We start from the raw sequence: 18,221 nt of genomic DNA on the forward strand, positions 1-18,221 counted from the left end.
AAAAAAATAGTCAGCATACCAAAAGCAAAATATTAACGTTTATTAACATATATTTACCTTAACAATTGCAAATAATCACGCTGTCAAACCAGAAGTTATTCAGACCCAACTTATGAAAAAAAATATTGCACTAGTGTTTTTCTTGATGTTAGGTGTGTTTGGTTTCCATGAGAGTAATGCTCAATTCAAGTTTTCGAACTTATTCGGAAGTAAAGATCAGCCAAAGAAAAGAAAAACATTCGAGGCTTATTCGTCAGTGAGCATTGGAGTAGGATCATCACACTATTATGGAGAACTATCGCCATACAACCGCTTTTTACAGTCAACTATCAATGGTGTTCGTTGGAATGCTTCCTTTAATTTTACTCGTCAGTTGTCGCCACAATTTGGCTTAAGATTTGGTTTGACATGGGCCAGAATTTTTGGAGATGATAACTACATGGATGGTGTAGCTGGTTATGAGGCAAATTTTATGCGTAATCTTCATTTTCGAAATGACATTAAAGAATTCTCGATTGTAGGACAATATGATTTTGTAAGAACTACCAAAGGCTCTGCACGTCGTGCGGCTGTTATTCCTTATGTTTTTGGAGGGATAGCTGTTTTTGCTCATGATCCCATGGCAAAGCCTGATAAAACTTTATTTCCTGACCAAAGTGAGTGGGTGCGTTTGCAACCTCTTCATACTGAAGGGCAAGGTTTGCCAGGCTATGTGCAACCTTATTCTTTAATCAGTGTTTCGGCGCCACTTGGGATTGGTGTTAGATACAAACTCAATCATAATTTCGACTTAGGATTTGAAATCGGATATAGATTTACTATGACCGATTATCTTGACGATGTAGGTGGCTATTATGCCGACCCTGCCGATTTAGGGACGCAAAGTGCTTTGTCTGTTGCAATGGCAAATCGTACTTTGGAGAGAACAGCAGCATATTCGGGTAAAGACCGTACCAATGGTTTTGTCAGTTATCTAACTTCGATAGGTTATAATCCTAGTCCAGGAGTCGATCCTTTTACATTGTCTACAGTGCCAGGTTTTTCTGATCGTACTGATTCTCGTGGTAACAGTAAATATAAGGACTCATATATGCTTACTTCCGTGAAGTTGATTTATTATATTCCAACTAAAATAAAGTGCCCTCCACTTCGTTAGAAGATTATAAAAAATTGGTATAATTTTTACTTCTAAAAGTAATTTAAAATACTCTACAAGCCTAAAAGTCAGGATTTAATGCCTGACTTTTTTGTTCCGTAAAAAACTACTTTTCCATTATTTTATGACCAACTTGAGAGTTTATGTATTCATTGTCGCAATTGTAAGTGTGTGTTCTCCGCAGTTGTGGGCTCAAAAAATTGAAATTGGTGCAGGATTAGGGGCAATGAATTACAAAGGAGATATTTCCCCAGATTTACAAATAGGCACAGCAAAGCTGGGGGGTAATTTATTTTTTCGTTACAACCTTAAAAAAGATTTATCATTTCGGGCAAGTGCTTTGATGGGAAGTATTGCTGGAGATGATAAAAATAGCAGTGATCCGTTCAATCAACAGAGAGGCAAGAACTTCTCAACAACCATCAATGAATTGAGTTTAACGGCTGAATATAATTTTTTTAACTACCAGTATCATCGCTACCATAAAGATTGGTCTCCCTATGTTTTTGGAGGCATTGGTTTTATGAAGTTTTCACCAAGAGACAATCCTTCGGCCGACTACAAACAAAACCAAATTGTATTACCTTTTGGTGTGGGTATCAAATACAATATCAAAGGTCCTTGGGATTTGAATTTGGAGTTTGGCACAAGGAAGACTTTTACAGATTATTTGGATAATTTAGGAGGAAATGATCCTACTTTGCCTAAAACACAACAAAGCGATTATTCCAAAGGCGATATGTATTATTACACGAGTTTGACGCTGAGTTTTAAATTCATCAAAATTTATTGCCCACCAAACTAAGTTGCAGATTACGAGAGAAGAAACAAATGAGGACTTATTTAAGCCTCAAAATATTATACCAGCAATGGCGCTCATTTAGGCAATACTAAATGGGCGCTTTTGATTTTTATAGTTCAAAGACCATTGGAAGAGCCCAATATGGCTTCTTGTCATTTTGAATAGGGGGTTTATTTCGTTAAATTTGCAATAATCTTAATAGATTCATGTAAATTAGAGGCTTTTAGGGCATTTTAGGATAGAATAGAGCTTGAGTTGAAAGCTTTTTGAAACCATCAAATTGGTTCAAAAACTAGCAAATGAGCGTAGAATAAGCCCTTTTGAATCCAACTGTTTGTTAAAAAGTGTTAAATCAGTGAAAGAACAATTAGACAGAAACAATCTACCAAAACACATAGCCGTTATCATGGACGGAAATGGCCGTTGGGCCAAGCAAAAAGGCTTTACTGATAGAATTTTTGGACATCGTAATGCCCTTAAAGCAGTTAAAGACGTGATAGAAGGCTGTGGTGAATTAGGAGTAAAATATTTAACGCTTTATGCTTTTTCTACCGAAAATTGGAATAGACCTAAAGCGGAGGTAGAAGGGTTGATGAATCTACTTGTAAAAACGATTAAAGAAGAGGTACCAACGATGCACAAAAACAATGTGCGTCTGGACACTATCGGTGATACGAATGCTTTACCTGATTATTCACGTAGAGAATTGTTGTCAGCCATTGAAGACACCAAAAATAATACAGGCTTAACCGTTATTTTGGCGTTGAGCTACAGTGGTAAATGGGATATTGTCAATGCAGCTAAAAAATTAGCTCAACAAGTGAAAGAAGGAACAATTGAGCTTGAGGATATCAATGAATCTACTTTTGAACTTTCACTTGACACCAAAGGCATCCCGAACCCAGACTTAATGATTCGCACAGGTGGCGATCACCGTATAAGCAACTTTATGCTTTGGCAATTAGCTTATGCGGAACTCTACATCTTTGAGGATCTTTTCTGGCCAGATTTTCGTCGTGAGCATTTGCATATTGCTATTGGCGATTATCAGGTAAGAGAAAGAAGATTTGGCCGAACATCCGAACAGATTAAAAAAAGTATATAAAACAAAGAGCGTGTCACAGAATAGTTAGCCAAAGGTATGCCACACACAACATACCTCTAATTATGACTAACAAAAACTATACAATGAAGAAATATTCCTTTCTGTTTTGCTTAACCCTTCTTTCATTTATTACGCAAGCTCAGTTGAGATTTGGTGGTATGGGGCGTCCTGCAACTCCAGCTCAAACAGAGCTTAACTATGCTTCACCTCAAGAGTATGAAATTGCGGATATCGTGGTAACGGGTTCTAAATTTTATGATGGAAACTCGATGATTACTCTTTCGGGGCTTCGTGTCGGTGATAAAATCAAAGTACCAGGAGATGCCATTGCATCTGCTATCAAGAAATTGATGGATCAGGGAATTCTTGAAGAAGTAGAGGTACAAGCAGCCAAAATCGAGGGTGATAAAATTTGGCTAGTGATTCACTTAAAAGAGCGCCCACGTCTTTTTAGAATCGAATATAATGGTATCAGAAAAGGAGAACAAGAAACTCTTTCTGATAAGATTAAAACCTATAAAGGTAAAATCATCACAGCTACAGTAAAGAAAAATATTGAGCTGGCTATCAAAAAACATTATCAAGAAAAAGGATACTTGAATGTAGGTATCAAAATTGCTGAAAGAACTGATACTTTGCGTGGTAACAATGCTACCATGAAGATTTATATCAAGAAAGGCGATAAAGTAAAAATATCTAAAATTGTGTTTGATGGTGTGTCAGAAATGAAACTAAGCACATTGAAACGCAAGTTGAAAGGTACGAAAGAAAAGAAATTTTGGAGAATATTTACTCCTTCAAAATATGTCCCTAAGAAATTTGAAGAAGACAAAGGTAAGCTAATTGAGTACTACAATAAGAAAGGGTATCGTGATGCTCAAATTTTGAAAGACTCAGTATTTAAGGATAGTGAGAAAACGGTAAAGGTGATTTTCAGAATGGAAGAAGGTCGTCAGTATCACTACCGTAATATTTTCTGGGAAGGTAACTATATTTATCCTGACTCGGTACTTACTGAAATTTTAGGAGTTAAGAGAGGTGATATTTATAATACTGAAGATTTAGAAAAACGTTTGAACGGTAAGCCTCAAGAAGATGTTAGTTCAGCTTACATGGACAATGGTTATTTGTATTTCCAATGTGAACCAGTTGAAACAGCCGTAGTAGGTGACTCGATCGATATTACTTTCAGAATTACAGAAGGTAAACAAGCAACTATCAACAAAGTAATTGTAAATGGTAATACCAAAACTTCTGACCACGTAGTAATGCGTGAGATTAGAACATTGCCAGGACAAAAATTCAATAAATCGGCGATTATTCGTACAGTGCGTGAATTATCAACAATTGGATACTTCAACCCTGAAAAGATTACGCCAAACCCAATTCCAAAAGCGGATGGTACGGTAGATATTGAATATAATGTAGAAGAAAAACCTTCTGACCAAATTGAATTGTCTGGTGGTTGGGGTGGTTATATCGGATTTGTGGGTACGCTAGGGGTAACTTTCAATAACTTCTCTGCCAAAAATATTGGTAACTGGGAATCTTGGAAACCACTTCCTTCAGGTGATGGACAAAAATTATCAGTACGTTTTCAGGCTAATGGGGTTGCTTATCAAAACTACTCATTGTCATTCACAGAGCCTTGGTTGGGTGGTAAAAAACCAAACTCATTCTCTGTTACTTTGAGCCGTAATATCTCTTATCCGTACAAGATTCAGCAGTATAATTATTTGTCTAACCCTTATGCTTATGGAGGTTATGGTTATGGATACGGCTATGGATATGGTACAGGTACATCTTCTTCGACTTTGACAACAGCTCAACAGGATAGTGCTACTACTGCTCAAAACAGTGCTCACTTCAACAGTACAAGTTTGTCATTTAGTTTAGGAAAACGTTTAAAATGGCCTGATGACTATTTCTCATTGAGTAACTCACTTTCGTTATCATTGATTGATATTGCAGGCTTAGGTTCAAGTTATTATGGATACCCAGAAGGAAAATCATTGTCAATTGCTTTTGTAACAAACTTGTCTCGAAACAGTATTGACAACCCAACTTTCCCTCGTTATGGTTCTAGTTTCTCATTAACAGCATCTTTAACACCTCCATACTCGTTAATCAGTGGTAATACCAATAGCACATTGATTGAATACCACAAATGGATGTTTGATGCCAGTTGGTTTACTGCAATCACCAATAAGTTGGTGTTCCACATGCGAACTCACATGGGTTTCTTGGGTAGTTATAACCCAAATAAAGCCATCTCTGTATTCGAGCGTTTTGACGTAGGTGGTTCGGGTATGATGACAGGTTATACGATTGCTAGCCGTGACATTATTGGTTTGAGAGGTTATAAAGATCGTATTTTAGGCTCGCAAGGAACAGTGCCAAATGGTGGGGTAGCTTACAATAAGTTTGTAATGGAAATGCGTTACCCAGTATCGCTTAACCCATCAGCAACGATTTTCTTATTAGCTTTTGCTGAAGGAGGTAACAACTTTGCTAATTATCAAGAATACAACCCATTCAAGTTATATAAATCAGCGGGTGTTGGTGCACGTATCTTCATGCCAGCGTTTGGTATGATTGGTATCGATTATGGTTGGGCATTTGATAAAGTTCCTGGTGTGTCAGATTTTGGTCGCCAAGCCTTTACTTTCTCAATCGGTCAACAAATCCGATAGTTTATTGATACTTAACAAAGGGTAATAAGAATCATCATTCTTATTACCCTTTGTTTCTGTAAAAGACAGAATCCATAGTTGCTGAAGTAGTTTTATCAGTAGTAATTTTACACTTGACAAATTCAGTATATATTTGTTAAGCATTTGTTAATCTCTGAATTTAGGGATTTCAAGATTCAATATTACGAAGAGCTTCAACGTTAATGTTCTACCAAATGCTAATAAGGGACTGTAGATATTGCCTCAAATAATACATTTATAGACACATACAGAACCTTCCTTAGTTTTAACTAAATAACCCTTATCACCGTGAATAAGCAGATTTTTTTACTAATTTTGGTTTTCTTTAGTGCTTGTATGAGTAGCTTCGGACAAAAGTTTGGCTATATCGATACAGAGTACATTACTTCCAAAATGCCAGAATACCAAAAGGCACAAGAAGATATTGAAAAGCTCACGACTAAATGGGTGAAGGAAATTTCTGAAAAAAATGAGGAAGTTACCAAACTTGAAAAAGCGTATCGTGCCGAAGAAGTATTGCTTACAGAGGAAATGCGTCAGCAGAGACTCCGAACCATCGCTGATAAAGATAAAGAGGTAAAAGAACTTCAAAATCGAGTATTTGGATTGAATGGAGAGCTTTTTAAGAAGAAACAAGAAATCATGCGCCCTATTTTGGACCAGATTGTGAAAGCTACAGAAAAAATCGTTAAGCTAAAAAGACTTGATTTCATCTTTGATAAAGCATCTGATAGTTTAGTGATGATTTACACAAACCCTACCCATGACTATACCGATTATGTGATGGAAGAATTGGGTATCTCGGTTGAACAGTTAAAGGAAAAAGAAAAAGAAGAACAAAACAATGCCAAAGAGGAGCCAGCAGGAAACTCAAAAGCGAAAACAAACAAAAAAAACTAATTAACAAATCCAAATGACAAAAATGAAGAACAAATTTTTTATCGCCTTGTTTGCTATTGTGGCATTGGCTACCTCTAACGTAAATGCACAAACAAAAATTGGTTACATTAGCTTAGATTACGTATTGAACCAATTGCCAGAAGCAAAACAAGTAGAAGCTGAATTGAAAACTACGCAAACTCAATATGAAAACTTGTTGCAAGGTAAAATCAAAGATTTTCAAGCTAAATATGCTGATTACGAAAAAAATCAAGCTACAATGAATGACGTAATCAAAGCTGACAAAGAGAAAAACTTGCAAAACCTTCAAAACGAGATTGAAGAGTTCCGTCAATCTTCAGCTACTTCTTTGCAAAAGAAACAAGCTCAATTGTTGCAACCATTGTTGAAGAAAATCGAAGACAATATGCACGTAGTAGCTAAAGAAAATGCTTACACTTATGTATTCAACTACGATGCTGGTCAAGGTACAACACCAATCGTATTGCATGCACCAGACGATGCTAATATCTCTGATTTAGTATTGAAGAAAATGGGTGTAACTCCTAAGCCAGTAACTGCTGCTCCAGCGGCAACTACTCCAGCTGCTCCAAAGAAATAATCATTGATTATTTTTCGACAATAAAAAAGCCCAAGATTAATCTTGGGCTTTTTTATTGTCTATGTCTAGTCCTGAAATAGGTTGTCATATTAAATGGAAACAAGTGCAAAGAGCAAAAAAAAGCTGCTACAAACATACGTTTGAGCAGCAAATATATTTTGAGTACAAGTTTTATCTTCGAAAAACCTTCCTACAATTTTGGAATTAACATAGGTACTTCCTTTTGGTATTTTTCATAAGTTTTACCAAAAATCTGAACTAACTTTTTTTCTTCAAAATAAATTCCAATACGAATATATGCCGTCAATGCTAATGCCATGGCTAGATTGTTGGCTGTTCCAGTGATACCAAATACTCCCCAAACGATTACAAGTGTGCTTAGATAGAGAGGATGTCTGACAATACTCATAATGCCATCGGTAATCAACTGAGCAGGTGCTTCGGCCTGAAAACCTAAGAATGCTTTTAAGTCATACTGTTTAAAAGAAATAAATAACATGTAAACTCCTAAGCTAATCATTAAGCCTCCAAAAATATTATTTGCCGTACTTGCAGGCATTAGTAATTGCGAGGGTATCGTTATTTGAAAATATAAGATAGGCAACATCAAAATAATCGAAAGAATCGAATATGCCAATCTGTAATATGGGAAGTTTATTTTATTCTTAACTTCATTCGAAGCTAAAACAGAATGAAATGTCCCATATACAATCCATAATATGCCAATGATAATTTCTATTTTCATATTTGATCAATTTAAAGCTATTCTTGAGTAGATACAGGTTCACTCGTATCGGTAGCATTCATGTCTATATCAACTGCTGGCTCTACCTTTGCAGGTTGGGGCTCCAAAGATGCAAAGAATGTATTTTGCCAAATCATAATAGCCATTACACCACAAAAGATAGCAGCATCGGCAAAATTGAATATCGGTGTTGAATACCAGCTTCCTCCCCAAATAGGAACCCATTCTGGAATCCATCCTTGATAGAAGTCAAAGAAAAACATATCGATTACCTGTCCATGAAACCAAGGGGTAGGAGAGTCGTAAGGAGCATTATGTAATGCTACACCATAAAATGTACTGTCAATTACATTTCCTATTGCTCCACCCAAAATAGCTGCAATACTCCAAAGCAAACCCTCATGAGCATTCTTTTTTGCAAGCTTTGTCAGGTAATAGCCAATGCCAATCATCGCAAAAACTCTGAAAAGGCTCAATACAATTTTGCTATATCCTTTTGGAAGAAAATCGAGGGTAATACCAAATGCCATGCCTTTATTAAGCACATAATGAAGCTTGACAAAATCGCCAATGATTGGAACTTCGTTGCCTTCATATTTTAAAAAATGATAGATAGCAAGCTTAATAATTTGGTCGATGACGATAAGTAAGAAAGTAAGCCAAAAATATTTGTATGGGGAACGAAACATTTTGTTTAGAATTTTGCCACATCAAAACTCTCACAAGTCCATGAGCAAGGTGGCAGTTAGTACATTAAATAGTTGAGCAAACTAAAGGTTTGCTTTTGAATCGCAAAGGTACAAAATAAAAACGCCACGATGACAAAATAGCTCGTGGCGTTTTTATTTTTATTCTTCAGTAAATGGTCTACTTTCTTTTTTGACGACGTACCATTTCTTTCTTGATCAAGGTAAACTCGCGGCTTGCTTGTCCAGCAACAGAGGTGTTTTCAGCTGCACGACGGAACAGATAAGGCATAACTGCCTCTACAGGGCCATAAGGGACATATTTGGCAACATTATAACCAGCATGTGCTAGATTGTAAGAAATGTTGTCGGACATACCCAATAACTGAGCAAAATAGAAATGTTTGTCTTTAGCGTCAATTCCGTTCTTTTCCATTAATTGCGCTAAATACTTACAGCTATACTCGTTATGAGTACCTACACAAATCGAAATAGCATCACGGTTTGTTACAGCATATTCAACGGCTAGATTAAAGTCTTTATCTGTGTTCTCTTTTGTTTCATGAACAGGCTCACAGTAATTTCCCTCATGGGCACGTTGTCTTTCTTTTTCCATGTAAGCGCCACGAACAAGCTTTACTCCTAATAGATAGTTACTTTGACGAGCCGTTTCGGTTGCAGTTTTCAAATTCTCAAGCATATCTTTACGATACATTTGGAATGTGTTGTAAACGATACATTCTTGCTTGTTAAAGCGCGCCATCATGTCGTAAGTCAGTGCATCAATTGCATCTTGAATCCAAGATTCCTCAGCATCAACAAAAATACGAACATGCAGTTCAGAAGCTCTGCTACACAAATCAAACATTCTTTGGTGAACTCTTTCAAATGCAGAAGATTCTTCGGCAGTCAGTGGAACTTCACTTTGTACTTTTTCAAGTAATTCAGTACTGCTAATACCTGTTACTTTGAAAACGGCGAAGGGAATAGCGCTATTGTTCTGCGCTTTTTCAATAGTTTTAAGGATTTCTTCTTTTGTAAGCTCAAAACTAGATTCACTATCTTCTCCCTCCACGGAATAGTCCAAAATTGTGCCAATCTTAGCTTTGTCCAAATTTTCTATTGCTTTATTGCATTCCTGCAATGTTTCGCCTCCACAAAACTGTTCGAATACAGTAGATTTAATCAGCTTTTTGATAGGAAAATGAAGAAAAATGAACAGTTTGATAAAAAAAGTTCCTAACTTTACAAGCCAGTTCTGATTCATACTTGCAAAGATGAGATACATCTTCTTTAATTGTAAATCAGATTTGTCTGAAAATGCGATAGACATGTCCTCAAAGGATATTTTATCGGCCTTCATCATCGGTTGTGAAATGGATGTTTTAGTCATGTTCAAAGACGAAAAATCGACTAATATGTTGTTAAATGGTGATGGAGTTTTCAAATAATGTTTTAATTAAAAACCCGTTAGTATCACATTGTTAAGTAGTGTGTTAATTGCTTAAAATTAATTAAAACGTGCAAATATAGTATATTAGAATAATACAAAAATACATTGGGGTAGGATTTTTTTATCAATCCCTTGCTTTGTTAGAATTTACAGTTCTTTTGGTGTTAGAATTGGAACCTATCTCAGCTCAATTAAATTGTCATTATGAAGCAAAGATAATAGTAATCTTTGAAGTTGTGTGATGCTTTGTTGATATCCTAGTGTATCGTGTAAGTTTATATTTTTTTACTTGAATTAATACTGTTTGCCAATGAACGCAAATTTAGACGTAGTGCCGATGCAGGAATGGATTAATACTGACGGCAAACCCTTAATTATTGCAGGTCCTTGTTCTGCTGAAACAGAAGAGCAAGTACTTGAAACAGCCAACCGAATCAAAGCGGAAGGTTATGCACACATTATGCGTGCAGGTGTATGGAAGCCACGTACTCGTCCAGGTAGTTTTGAAGGCATGGGAGAACCAGCTTTACAATGGTTAGCTGAAGCAAAAAAACAAACTGGATTACCATTAGCCATCGAGGTAGCAAATCCTGAACATATTGAGTTAGCATTGAAATATGGTGTTGATGTATTGTGGATTGGTGCAAGAACAACTGTGAACCCATTCAACGTACAAGATTTAGCTGATGCCCTTAAAGGTGTAGATATTCCTGTATTAGTGAAAAACCCAGTAAACCCAGATTTAGCTCTTTGGGTTGGTGCGTTTGAACGTTTGCAAGGTGCTGGTATCAAGAAATTAGGTGCAATTCACCGTGGTTTCTCTAATGCTCAGGAAACAAAATATCGTAACTCTCCAATGTGGCAAATGGCAGTTGAGATGAAGCGTTTGTTCCCTCAATTACCAATGATTGGTGACCCGTCGCACATGGCAGGTAAGCGTTCGTTGTTGATGGAATTGTCACAACGTATTCTTGACTTGAACTACGATGGTATGATTATCGAAACTCACCGCGATCCAGATAAAGCTTGGTCTGATGCTTCTCAGCAATTGACTCCTGAAGCTTTAGGCGAAATGTTGCGTGAGCTTGAGGTGCGTAAAGCAAACTACGGCGTTGAATTTACAGACGAATTGGCTGGCTTGCGTGCTAAAATCGATAATATCGACCGTGAGTTGATGGAAGTTTTGGCTGCTCGTATGGCAGTAGTTGAAAAATTAGGTGAGTACAAACGTGACAACAGTGTTGCAGTATTGCAATTGGATCGTTGGAAACAAGTACATGCTGACCGTGCAAAACAAGCTTCTGGCTTAGGTTTGTATCCTGAATTTGTTGAAGAATTATTCAAACTTGTTCACTTAGAGTCTATCAGAAAGCAAACTGAAGTTATGCACTCTTCTTTGGCATAATTTAGCTCTGAGCAATAAATAAAAAAGTGGTTGTCATGAAAATGGCAACCACTTTTTTTTCGGCATTGATTATCTCGGGAAAAAACTCTATTTTGCTTTCTCCACACGATACCCGTATAGTCTATGAAAAAAGCCCTACTGATTTTATTCAATCTTCTGTTTTTTAACAACTTACTGACAGCTCAAATATCCAAAACTGACGATAGTAATGGTGTATTTTGGAAGCCTATTGTAGAAATGGACAATAAGCTTTATCCTTCTTATGTGCTTGCCAATGTCAATCGTAATTATTTGAAAGATAATGATACGCCTCAAGATAAGAAAACCTATTTTGGCGATAGTGAAGGGCAATTTGGGATAGAAATTACCTATTTAAAATTGGGGCCTGCTAATGTAAAATTGGTTATAGAATGCCCCCAAATAATGGAACCTAGCTCATTTTCTATTTACTTAAATGGTAAAAGTTCGAAATATCAGATTTTTCCAGAAATTGCCTACAAATGGGATGTTTTGACCAATATCTCGCAGCCTTTTCCTGTCAATGTCAATTACTATGTATATGTCAATGATGTACTAAAGGAAAAGCAAACCAAAATTGTGACTGTCCGAAGTATCAATGATTGTCCGTTTATTTTTATCCATAGACAGAAAGTTACACATGATATGAACTTCATGTATGCGGCTTATGTCAATGAAAATCATCCTGTAATTACGAATCAACTAATGCCTGAAATTATGAAGACAGGTATTGTAAATAGTATTACAGGATATCAAACAAATGATAGATTAGAGATTATTAGGCAGGTGTTTGCAGTTTGGAACGTGTTGCGACAAAGAGGCGTAAAATATAGTTCTTTAGTATCGTCGAATAACGAACCTGCACAAAAATATCCTTTGGTAGTTCATCAGTTTGTGAGAAGACCTAGTGAATCATTGGCTTCACAACAAGCAAATTGCGTAGATGGGACAGTGCTATTTGCTTCTATCTTATACAGAATGGGAATTCACCCATTGATTGTGACTACTCCCAATCATTGCTGGTTGGGCTTTTATACCAATGCTCAACATACTGACACTATGTTTTTGGAAACTACCATGATGGGAAGTTCTTTTTCTACAGATCAACTTGAATCAGCAAAAAACTTGGATGTATATAGCCCAACACTAGATCGATTATATTCGGATTCTTACAAAACATTTTTATTGGCTGTTAGAGCTGGGTTTTCGAATTATTCGAAAGATAAAAGTAAATTTTTAGTGGATTCGAAAGTGAAATTTTTACCCGAAAATGCGGATATCGAACCTTTACAGTACCAGATTTTTGAAATTGAACGGTATAGGAGAGAAGGACTATTGCCAATAATCTCAAATTAACTAAAAGTAAGTTATCAATTAATAGTATATCAGTTATTATAATGCACTAATAATCAGAAATATACAATCAATGTATGCCACAGATATATTATTAGAGTAATCTTTGCTATTGCTTATATCTTAGTCATTATTCAGCAGTGAAGAACGCAATACTTTGCGTCTTAAGCCGAGTCAAAAAAGCGGTCGAAAAATAGTTTTCGACCGCTTTTTTAATGAAAAGTTATGGAATCTTCCTAGTTTCAAAATTCGGGATGACTCATGTTTCTTTGATATCTATTTTAATAAATTTTTATTCATGTCTTACTACTAATTTTTCTACTACGGGACTCCCTACATTTTGACTTACACGAACGAAATACATTCCTGAGCGAAGGTTTTCTACAGAGATTGTAATGTCGTTTTGATTTCCTGCTAAAGCTTCTTGTTGATAAACAGTTCCATCCATTCCCATCACAGTCAGTTCATTTGCACGGGCTGATACCTCAGGGCTAAGGTTTACTTTAGCATAATTGGTAGTTGGATTTGGATATAATTGCAAACTAATAGCGCTTGCATTTTCTTGTGTATTTACCTTGAAATCAGTAACTGATAAAGAAGCATTATTGGTATGTGCTACAAAACGGATGTTTTGAGTTCCTCTTGGTAATTCACTAATGTTAAAAGACAGATTTTGCCAAGCGCTATTTGACTCTATGAACAGCACTTCTTTTGATGTTAATAGTTTTCCGTAAGCATCATAAGCTTGATAGCTAAATCCAGCATTGTCCGATAATGTTTTCGCTTGAAGATTCACCGTATAATTAGCGTTGTCGTTAGTCACACGATAATCAAACCAAGCACTAAAATGATTGGCGAAGCTCTGAGGATTTAGTATTAACGCACTTTTTCCTAATTCGCTTCTAAATTGGGTAGATTGAGCTGGTGTTGCTTTCCATCCAAACGTCTCTATTCGCTGTCCAATAATATTGATAGATGTTATTAGCGATAAATAAATGATAATTGCAGAATGCAATAAATTTTTTGGTACGATTATTGCGATTCTTTTGTACGAAGACGCATATTTGTCCGAATGGGATGGCGTACATGCAGATACACCAGACCCAGAGCTTTGACGAGCAAAGCTTACCAGTAAGTTTGTCATAAGTAGGAGCGGGCAAAATTGTTCAACAGGTATTAGTTTGTTTTAAGGGCAACTAATACACTGTACAGAATAATTTATTCAATAATGACCGTGCAGGGTCAAATTGATTAAGCATTCTGAAAAATTATTCTATACTCAGCTAGTGCATTCAGTTTGAGTGTGCAGCTCAAAATAATGTGCTAGTTGAGTTAATTTTTGTTTTTCAATGTGCAGTCGAAAAACGGTTATCATGGTTTTTGTGCAGAAAACCATATTTAACAAATATATCAAAACCTTTTAAAAGAAGAAGTACCAGTCTATTGGTTATTTATAAATAATTAAAGGAAGAAGCCAAAATACTTAAATTTAAGTATTTTGGCTTCTTCCTTTAACATTAATACACTAAATATAAGGTTTGATAGACTTAGAATCCAATAGACGATTATTGGTGAATAAGGGATTGGCAACGATGATAAAATGCTTATTTGGGAATACTTACACAATGATAATAGTAATGTTTAACAAAATTTAAGGTATTTTTAATCTACCGAAAACTCATCTAAGATTCTTGTATTGTGGAAAATAAATCCTAATAAAATTTTGAAATATATTGCTGTAAATGAGGTGTTTATGTATAATTGAAGTTGAAAGTGTCAATTGCTTTTCTATTTTTGCTGAGATTTTCCGAACTTTGTACGTAAAATAAAAATACAATAAAAGCAGGTCAAAGATGGTTAGAAACTTAGAAAACGTTTTGTAACTTTATTCGACCTTAAAAAAGCATTGCTTTTGTACAATTAACATCAATTTTATCATGAAAAAATTAGTTCTTTTTATTGCGCTACTACCTCTAGTATCGTCTTGCGTAAGCAAGAAAAAGTTTGCTGAGGCACAGGCTAAGCTTGTAGAACTTGAGAAAAGCAGAGACGAAGCTCTTGCTAAAATTAAATCTGACGCTGCTGATTGCGATAAAAGAGTAGGTGACTTGCGCGCTGACTTGCAATCAAAAGACAATGATTTGAATGCAAAAACTAAACAAGTGAAGGATTTGTCAGATCAAGTTGATTACTTGAAGAAGACTAACACAAACTTGTTAGATCGTTTGTCTGACTTGTCAGTGGTAAGTAAATCTGGTGCTGAAAGCATTAAGAAATCTTTGGATGCGTTGAACGATCAAAGCAAGTATATCCAAAACTTGAACTCTTCTATCCAACGCAAAGACTCTATCAACTTGGCATTGGTAATGAGCTTGAAACGTTCATTGGCTGATGTTAACGATGATGATGTAACTGTTGAAGTGAAGAAAGGTGTTGTTTACATCTCTATCTCTGACAAAATGTTGTTCCGTTCTGGTTCATCAGAAATCAATGCAAAAGCTGAAGCTGTGTTAGAGAAAGTAGCTAAAGTTGTAAACGATCACAAAGAGCTTGACATCTTGGTAGAAGGCCACACTGATAGTGTACCTATCTCTACAGACTGTGTGAAAGATAACTGGGATTTGAGTGCTAAACGCGCTACTTCTGTTGTTCGTTTGTTGCAATCTAAATTTAGCGTTGCTCCTGAACGTATGACTGCTGGTGGTCGTTCAGAATACTCTCCAAAAGAAAACAATGATAACTCTGCTGGTCGTAAGTTGAACCGTAGAACTGAAATTATCGTAACTCCTAAATTGGATCAATTCTTCCAATTGTTGACTAACGGTAAATAATTTTAATTACCATGTAAAAAGGGTTGGAAGTGATTCCAACCCTTTTTTATTTTTGTATGATTAGGTAACAATGCAAAATGAGATTGAATTGTTGGGCCTTCAGAAATCAGCTATGAACACTTGAAAAATACTTATTTCCCAAGAAACATGTTTACAGCTAAGTGCCTATTGCAGGTAAAATTATAGCTGTCATATTTTGATACTATCCTTCTGATTGTAAGAACCTCAATTAACAAATATACTAACCAATACCAATAACATCTTGATTACAAAAGCGCTGCACCAAAAACGCCAGCACTATCACCTAACAATGGTTTTACGATAGGCGTTGTGATTTTTTTATCATTAAAAATATATTTCTTAATTCGCTCATATCCTTCTGTGTAAAGCAAATCAATATTTCCTACACCACCACCAATCACAATTAAGTTAGGGTCTAAAACATTGGTCAATGTAGAAATCGCACGACCAAAATATTCAAGTAGTCTCTCGATAGTTGCAGTAGCGACTGGGTCGATACCTGCCTCGTGGCGTTCAAGTATTTCTTTGAGTTTTAATGGTTTTTCTGCATTATCGGCATAATACTTTTCCAATGCAGGACCAGCAATGACTTTTTCGACACAACCTGATTTGCCACAATAACATGGTTCACCATTTTCTTCAAGGATATTATGCCCCCATTCACCACCAATGCCGTGTTGACCTCCAATTACTTTTCCATGAACCACTAATCCACCACCGACACCTGTACCCATGATGACACCAAATACTACTTCTGCATTAGGATAGTCTTTACCTGCACCCATCAAAGCTTCTGCAAGTGCAAAGCAGTTGGCATCATTAGCAAGTTTGACTGGTATGCCCAACACCGCTTCGAGATCCTTATTCATAGGATTTCCATTCATGCAAACCGTATTACAGTTTTTCATAGTTTGAGTAGCGGGATCAAGAACACCAGGTGTGGCAAAGCCAATTTTCTGAGGTCTTTCGCCAAGTTCATCGGCTACTAAATCGACTAATTTTTTGATTTGAGAAATAATATGCTCATATCCTTTGTCTGCTTCGGTCGGAATCCTCTTACGAATCAACACATTCATATTATCACTGCTCTCTAGTACAGCACATTCGATTTTGGTTCCGCCCAAATCAATACCCCAAAGTTTCATTTTCTTAAATTTGTTAGAATAATTAGTTTAGATAGAAATTGAGTAATAGTCATTGTTAATAGCTAAGTATGAGTTGAATTATGAATTAATAGTATAGGAAGGAAAAACTATCTATTTCGGATATCGGATTGTGGAAATGTAACTTACTTTTTAAATTAAATTTTGTAAAAAATAACGGTATAATTCCATACTTCCGAAATCAGAAATCCAAAATCTGCGATAGCTTGAAATCCTTCGTACACTAACTACTAACTCACAATTCATCACTCAAAACTCAGCATTAATACTAATGAAGCTCTTTCGATTATCTTCTGTTGTCGTCGTCATCCATCATCGACAGATAACTCATATAACGACTTGCTGCTATTTTGCCCTCTCCAACAGCTTCGATTACAGCACATTTGGGTTCATTGATATGCTGACAATTGTTGAATTTACATTCTCCCATGAGCGCTCGCATTTCTGGGAAGAAATGAGAAAGTTCTTCTTTTTCAATATCAATGAGTCCTAATTCTTTAATGCCTGGCGTATCGATGATAAATGAATTGTCTGCTAGCTCAAACATGGTGGCAAAGGTAGTTGTATGAACTCCTTTGTTGGCAAAATTGGAAATCTCTGAGGTTTTCAAGTCCAAATGTGGAGCGATTTTATTAACCAACGTTGACTTGCCTACACCCGAATGACCTGAAACTAAAGAGATTTTGTCTTTCAATAATTCTCTGAAACCTTCTATTCCAATATTTTCTGGTACAGATGTGAAGATACACGGATAGCCTATTTCTTCGTACATTGCTGCCATATCTGCAAGCTCATCTTTTTCTTCTTCCGAAAGTAAATCTACCTTATTGAAAACAATCGTTACTGGAATCCTGAATGATTCTGCTGAGACTAAAAAACGGTCAATAAAGCCCTGTGATGTTCTAGGATAATTAAGCGTAGCAATAATAACCGCTTGGTCAAGATTGGCAGCCAAAATATGCCCTTGAGCAGTTTTGTGTACCGATTTACGAATGATATAATTTTCTCTTTGTTCAATTTCGTAGATAATCACCGTATTTTCAACGGTATCTTCGATAGTGAACATTACTCTGTCGCCTACAGCGAGTGGGTTTGAAGTTTGAAGTCCTTTGATTTTGAACTTACCCTTCAAACGACCTTTCCAGACGTGCTTGTCTGAGTCGGCCATTACCTCGTACCATGAGCCAGTTGAGCGTATGACTAATCCTCTGTGCATATATTAAATCGTAAGAAAAGTAATGCATTCGAAACGTATTTCTTCTTGCAAT

15 protein-coding genes are annotated in these 18,221 nt (G+C 36.1%); 9 read left to right on the plus strand and 6 right to left on the minus strand.

The window, feature by feature from the left end; all coding sequences use genetic code 11:
- Positions 1-112 precede the first annotated feature (112 nt).
- From QM491_RS04855 to QM491_RS04880, 6 genes are all read left to right on the plus strand, one after another.
- Positions 113-1,156, plus strand: coding sequence for a DUF6089 family protein (locus tag QM491_RS04855; RefSeq protein WP_283326128.1), 1,044 nt, complete (start codon positions 113-115; stop codon positions 1,154-1,156).
- A gap of 124 nt (positions 1,157-1,280) precedes the next feature.
- Positions 1,281-1,961: a type IX secretion system protein PorG gene (porG, locus tag QM491_RS04860; RefSeq protein ID WP_283326129.1), complete on the plus strand. Its 681-nt coding sequence runs from the start codon at positions 1,281-1,283 to the stop codon at positions 1,959-1,961.
- Between the two features lie 352 nt (positions 1,962-2,313).
- A complete protein-coding gene (gene uppS / locus QM491_RS04865) occupies positions 2,314-3,063 on the plus strand; it encodes an undecaprenyl pyrophosphate synthase (protein ID WP_283326130.1) in 750 nt (249 codons plus the stop codon).
- A gap of 83 nt (positions 3,064-3,146) precedes the next feature.
- Entirely contained in the window at positions 3,147-5,756 is a 2,610-nt protein-coding gene (gene bamA / locus QM491_RS04870; protein WP_283326132.1) for an outer membrane protein assembly factor BamA, read from the plus strand.
- Positions 5,757-6,065: 309 nt separating this feature from the next.
- Positions 6,066-6,677, plus strand: coding sequence for an OmpH/Skp family outer membrane protein (locus tag QM491_RS04875; protein WP_283326133.1), 612 nt, complete (start codon positions 6,066-6,068; stop codon positions 6,675-6,677).
- Positions 6,678-6,699: 22 nt separating this feature from the next.
- Positions 6,700-7,278 carry an OmpH/Skp family outer membrane protein gene (locus QM491_RS04880; RefSeq protein ID WP_166551294.1) on the plus strand — a complete coding sequence of 193 codons (579 nt, stop codon included), beginning with the start codon at positions 6,700-6,702 and terminating at the stop codon, positions 7,276-7,278.
- 190 nt (positions 7,279-7,468) lie between these two features.
- Here the strand turns inward: QM491_RS04880 and QM491_RS04885 are convergent, their stop codons facing one another.
- The 3 genes from QM491_RS04885 to QM491_RS04895 form a co-directional block, all read right to left on the minus strand.
- Positions 7,469-8,023 carry a methyltransferase family protein gene (locus QM491_RS04885; protein ID WP_283326134.1) on the minus strand — a complete coding sequence of 185 codons (555 nt, stop codon included), beginning with the start codon at positions 8,021-8,023 and terminating at the stop codon, positions 7,469-7,471.
- Between the two features lie 17 nt (positions 8,024-8,040).
- Positions 8,041-8,712 carry a lipoprotein signal peptidase gene (locus tag QM491_RS04890; RefSeq protein WP_283326135.1) on the minus strand — a complete coding sequence of 224 codons (672 nt, stop codon included), beginning with the start codon at positions 8,710-8,712 and terminating at the stop codon, positions 8,041-8,043.
- Between the two features lie 178 nt (positions 8,713-8,890).
- Complete coding sequence (locus tag QM491_RS04895) at positions 8,891-10,102, minus strand: proline dehydrogenase family protein (RefSeq protein WP_283326136.1); 1,212 nt, start codon at positions 10,100-10,102, stop codon at positions 8,891-8,893.
- 370 nt (positions 10,103-10,472) lie between these two features.
- Between QM491_RS04895 and QM491_RS04900 the strand changes: the two genes are divergently transcribed.
- Both QM491_RS04900 and QM491_RS04905 read left to right on the plus strand, forming a co-directional pair.
- The gene (locus QM491_RS04900; RefSeq protein WP_283326137.1) at positions 10,473-11,567 is read left to right on the plus strand and encodes a chorismate mutase; all 1,095 of its coding nucleotides are present in this window, start codon (positions 10,473-10,475) and stop codon (positions 11,565-11,567) included.
- A gap of 123 nt (positions 11,568-11,690) precedes the next feature.
- Positions 11,691-12,941 carry a hypothetical protein gene (locus tag QM491_RS04905; RefSeq protein WP_283326139.1) on the plus strand — a complete coding sequence of 417 codons (1,251 nt, stop codon included), beginning with the start codon at positions 11,691-11,693 and terminating at the stop codon, positions 12,939-12,941.
- Positions 12,942-13,230: 289 nt separating this feature from the next.
- On the opposite strand, the gene QM491_RS04910 is transcribed toward QM491_RS04905, so the two are convergent.
- Positions 13,231-14,082 (minus strand): T9SS type A sorting domain-containing protein, encoded by an 852-nt coding sequence (locus QM491_RS04910; RefSeq protein WP_283326141.1) that lies wholly within the window; start codon positions 14,080-14,082, stop codon positions 13,231-13,233.
- A 793-nt stretch (positions 14,083-14,875) separates the two neighbouring features.
- Between QM491_RS04910 and QM491_RS04915 the strand changes: the two genes are divergently transcribed.
- A complete protein-coding gene (locus QM491_RS04915) occupies positions 14,876-15,769 on the plus strand; it encodes an OmpA family protein (RefSeq protein ID WP_283326143.1) in 894 nt (297 codons plus the stop codon).
- Between the two features lie 266 nt (positions 15,770-16,035).
- Here QM491_RS04915 and QM491_RS04920 read toward each other — a convergent pair whose 3' ends face one another.
- Both QM491_RS04920 and rsgA read right to left on the minus strand, forming a co-directional pair.
- Complete coding sequence (locus QM491_RS04920) at positions 16,036-16,935, minus strand: ROK family protein (RefSeq protein WP_166551302.1); 900 nt, start codon at positions 16,933-16,935, stop codon at positions 16,036-16,038.
- A gap of 304 nt (positions 16,936-17,239) precedes the next feature.
- Positions 17,240-18,169 carry a ribosome small subunit-dependent GTPase A gene (rsgA, locus tag QM491_RS04925; RefSeq protein ID WP_283326145.1) on the minus strand — a complete coding sequence of 310 codons (930 nt, stop codon included), beginning with the start codon at positions 18,167-18,169 and terminating at the stop codon, positions 17,240-17,242.
- Positions 18,170-18,221: the final 52 nt, after the last annotated feature.

It is taken from the genome of Flectobacillus longus (assembly GCF_030056705.1).
GTDB lineage: Bacteria > Bacteroidota > Bacteroidia > Cytophagales > Spirosomataceae > Flectobacillus > Flectobacillus longus.